The 4,247-nt window shown below is 70.8% G+C and carries 3 protein-coding genes; all 3 read left to right on the top strand.

The genetic code is table 11. From position 1 onward, the window contains the following. On the top strand, positions 1–2,571 hold a 2,571-nt coding region (locus P409_RS27960; RefSeq protein WP_034846123.1), incomplete at its 5' end, for an efflux RND transporter permease subunit. Positions 2,572–2,626: 55 nt separating this feature from the next. After that, positions 2,627–3,574 (top strand): glycosyltransferase family 2 protein, encoded by a 948-nt coding sequence (locus P409_RS27955; RefSeq protein WP_034846121.1) that lies wholly within the window; start codon positions 2,627–2,629, stop codon positions 3,572–3,574. 45 nt (positions 3,575–3,619) lie between these two features. Further along, positions 3,620–4,247, top strand: a 628-nt coding sequence (locus tag P409_RS27950) for a tetracycline resistance MFS efflux pump (RefSeq protein ID WP_034846125.1), incomplete at its 3' end; no start/stop codon positions are given.

Genomic DNA, 4,247 nt, shown 5'->3' with positions numbered 1-4,247 from the left:
AAGCGCATCGGCGGCGTCGACCGCGAGATCCGGGTCGAGCTGAAGCCCGACCGGCTGGCGGCCCTCGGCATCACCGCCTCGGAGGTCAACGACCAGCTGCGCGCCAGCAACATCGACCTGGCCGGCGGCCGCGGCACGGTCGGCGTGCAGGAGCAGTCGATCCGCACCCTGGCCGGGGCGGCGACGGTGGAGCAGCTGGCGCAGCGCCGCATCAGCCTGCCCGGCGGCCGCCAGGCGCTGCTGCAGGACCTGGCCACGGTGACCGATGGCGGGGCCGAGCCGCGCACCTTCGCCCGGGTCGACGGCAAGCCCGTCGTCGCCTTCAGCCTGTACCGGGCCAAGGGCTTTTCCGACGTCGTCGTCGCCGACGCCGCCCAGGCCCGGCTGCAGCAGCTGGCGGTCGAGCATCCGGAGCTGCAGGTCAGCGAGATCGACAACCTGGTGCGCTATACCCGCGCCGACTACGACATGACCATGGAGACGCTGATCGAAGGCGCCATCCTGGCCGTGATCGTCGTCTTCCTGTTCCTGCGCGACATCCGGGCCACCATCATCTCCGCCCTCGCCATCCCGCTGTCGGTGCTGCCGACCTTCGCGGTGATGGAGGCGCTGGGCTTCTCGCTGAACTCGATCAGCCTGCTGGCGATCACCCTGGCCACCGGCATCCTGGTCGACGACGCCATCGTCGAGATCGAGAACATCGTCCGCCACATGCGCATGGGCAAGTCGGCCTATCGCGCCGCGATCCAGGCGGCGGACGAGATCGGCCTGGCCGTGGTCGCCACCACCATGACCATCGTCGCGGTGTTCCTGCCGGTCAGCTTCATGGGCGGCATCGCCGGCCAGTATTTCAAGCAGTTCGGCATCACCGTGGCCGTGGCCGTCACCTTCTCGCTGCTGGTGGCGCGGCTGGTGACGCCGCTGATGGCGGCCTATCTGATGCGCGACCACGGGCATCAAGAGGAGCGCGACGGCGCGGCGATGCGCTTCTACCTGCGGCTGCTGGACTGGTCGATCCGGCATCGCGGCCGCACCATCGCCGCGGGCTTGGGCATCTTCGTCGCCTCCGCCGCCCTGGCCAGCCTGTTCCCGACTGGCCTCTTGCCGAACAACGACATCTCCCGCTCCTCCCTCTCGATCGAGCTGCCGCCGGGCTCGACCTTGGAGGACACCCAGGCCGTGGCCGACCGGCTGTCGACCCTGTTCCGCGCCCAGCCGGAGGTGAAGAGCGTCTATGCCGTCCTCGGCGGCGACGGCGTGAACCCGCTGGACATCGCCGGCGGCGAGGTGCGCAAGGCCACCATCGTCGCCACCCTGGTGCCGCGGGCCGACCGCGGCCTGGACCAGAAGGCGTGGGAGAGTTCGATGCGGCCGAAGGTGGCCGCCGAGCCCGATCTGCGCTTCAGCTTCAGCGGCGGCGGCGCGCGGGAATACACGCTCCTGCTCTCCGGCAACGATTCCGAGGAGCTGGTGCGGACGTCGCTGGCGATCGAGCGCGAGATCCGCGAGCGCGTGCCGGTGCTGGCCAATGTCGTCTCCACCGCCGCGATCGACCGGCCGGAGATCCGCATCGTGCCGCGCCTGGCCGAGGCCGCGGCGCTGGGCGTGTCGGTGGCGCAGATCGCCGAGACGGTGCGGATCGCGACGCTGGGCGACATCTCAGCCAACCTGGCCAAGTTCTCCGCCGGCGACCGGCAGGTGCCGATCCGGGTGCAGATCGCCGAGAATGCGCGCGGCAAGCTGGCCACTTTCGAGACGCTGCGGCTGCCGACCGCGACCGGCGGCAAGGTGCCGCTGACCTCGGTCGCCCATATCGCCTTCGGCGAGGGCGCCACCACCATCGACCGCTACGACCGCCAGCGCCGCGTCTCGATCGAGGGCGACCTGGTGGGCAAGACACCGCTGGGGCAGGCGATGGACGCGGTGCTGGCGCTGCCCTCGGTGCGCAACCTGCCGCCCGGCGTCAGCATCCGGCCCTTCGGCGACGCCGAGATCATGCAGGAGGTGTTCTCGGGCTTCACCCTGGCGATGGGCGCCGGCGTGCTGCTGGTGCTGGCCGTGCTGGTGCTGCTGTTCGCCGACATCGCCCAGCCGGTGACCATCCTGGTGTCGCTGCCGCTGTCGATCGGCGGTGCCTTCCTGGCGCTGCTGGTGACCGGCTACCCGATCAGCCTGCCGGTGGTGATCGGCATCCTGATGCTGCTGGGCATCGTCACCAAGAACGCGATCCTGCTGGTGGATTTCGCCATCGAGGCGATCGCCGCCGGCGCCGGCCGCACCGAGGCGCTGATGGAAGCCGGCCGCAAGCGGGCCCGGCCGGTGGTGATGACCACGCTGGCGATGATCGCCGGCATGGTGCCGTCGGCCATCGGCCTGGGCGAGGGCGGCGCCTTCCGTTCGCCCATGGCCTCGGTGGTGATCGGCGGGCTGATCACCTCGACCGTGCTGAGCCTGGTGTTCGTGCCGGCGGTGTTCACCGTGCTGGACGATCTGAACCGGCTGTTCGGCCGGGTCTTCGGCCGCTTCGTCGGCGCCCGCGACGAGCCGGAGCCGGCCGCGCCGGCGGAATAGGTCAATTCGAGGATCGGAGCGCCGGGTCGGCTGCATACGAACACGGTGAGGCCCCATGACAGCCCTTGGAGCGGTGGTCGTCCTGTTTCATCCGACGGCTGAGCAGATCGGCCGGATCGTCGCGCTGCGCCGGCGTTGCGACGGCCTTGCGGTCGTCGACAACACCCCGCAGCCCGATGACCGCCTGGCGGCCCTGCTCGACGGACACGACATCGTCCTGATCCATGAGGGAAACAGGAACGGCATCGCCGGGGCCCACAACCGCGGGCTGGCGGACCAGTTCGATCGCGGCATGGACGCCGTCGTCCTGATCGACCAGGACTCGGTCGTGCCGGACCACTATTTCCCGGCCATGCGCGAGATCTGCGCCGATCTGGCCCCGCAGCCCTTCCTGGTGGGCCCCCGGATCTTCGACGAGGTCGTCCAGCAGTACCTCCCGGTGCTGCAAAGCAACGGCGTCACCGCGCGGCGCGTCGACATGCGCGACGATGCCGGCCTGCAGCGTTGCGCGGTCCTGATCTCCTCCGGCTGCATGATCTCGCGCGCCGCCTTCGCGACGCTCGGCCCGTTCGACGAGACGCTGTTCATCGACCATGTCGACACCGAATACTGCTTCAGGGCCTGGGCGTCCGACGTCCCGCTCTACGTGACCCCGTCGCTGACGCTGTCGCACCGGATCGGGGACCGGCGCCGCCACAAGCTGGGCCCGTTCGAGCTGACCACGATGAATCACCCCTGGTACCGGCGCTATTACAGCGCCCGCAACGGCGTCCAGCTCGCCCTGCGGTACGGCCGGCGATATCCCGTCGTCATCATGGCGAACCTGTTCACCGTGTGGGAGGTCTTCCACATTGCGCTGCTCGAGGACGCCAAGCTCGCCAAGCTCGCCGGCATCGTGACCGGGCTCGTCGACGGGCTGGCCGGGCGCCTCGGGCCGGTCGAGCAGGCACGCCCGCGCCTGGCCCTGCGCTTTGCGCAGGGTCGTCGCGGAACGGCTGGCTAGCCGGTAGAGACCATCCAGGGCCGGTTCATGTTGGGAGAGATGCAGATGTCCTGCCCGCCTCCGCGCCCACCGGGCCGGGCCGCCGTCGCCTTCGTCTGCGTGACCATCCTGCTCGACATCCTCGCGGTCGGCCTGATGGTGCCGGTCCTGCCCAGGCTGATCGTCGAGTTCGAGGGCGGCGACGTCGAGCAGGCGGCGGTGATCAGCGGGCTGTTCGGCCTGGCCTGGGCGGCGATGCAGTTCCTGGCCTCGCCGGTGCTGGGCGCGCTGTCCGACCGGTTCGGGCGGCGGCCGGTGCTCCTCCTGTCCAGCCTCGGCCTCGGCCTCGACTACGTGCTGATGGCGCTGGCGCCGAACCTGACCTGGCTGCTGGTCGGGCGCCTGGTCTCCGGCATCACCTCCGCCAGCGCCCCGACCGCCATCGCCTACATCGCCGACGTGACGCCGCCGGAGCAGCGCGCCGCCAAGTTCGGGCTGCTCGGCGCAGCCTTCGGCCTGGGCTTCATCGCCGGGCCGGCGCTGGGCGGGCTCCTGGCCGGCATCGACCCCCGGCTGCCGTTCTGGGCCGCGGCGGCGCTCAGCTTCGCCAACGCGGCCTACGGCCTGCTGATCCTGCCGGAATCGCTGCCGCCGGAGCGGCGCGCGCGCTTCACCTGGGCCGGCGCCAGCCCCT

Origin of the sequence: Inquilinus limosus MP06, from assembly GCF_000767795.1 — a bacterium.
Classification (GTDB): Bacteria; Pseudomonadota; Alphaproteobacteria; order DSM-16000; family Inquilinaceae; genus Inquilinus; species Inquilinus limosus_E.
This window is presented reverse-complemented; position numbering and strand designations above follow the sequence as displayed.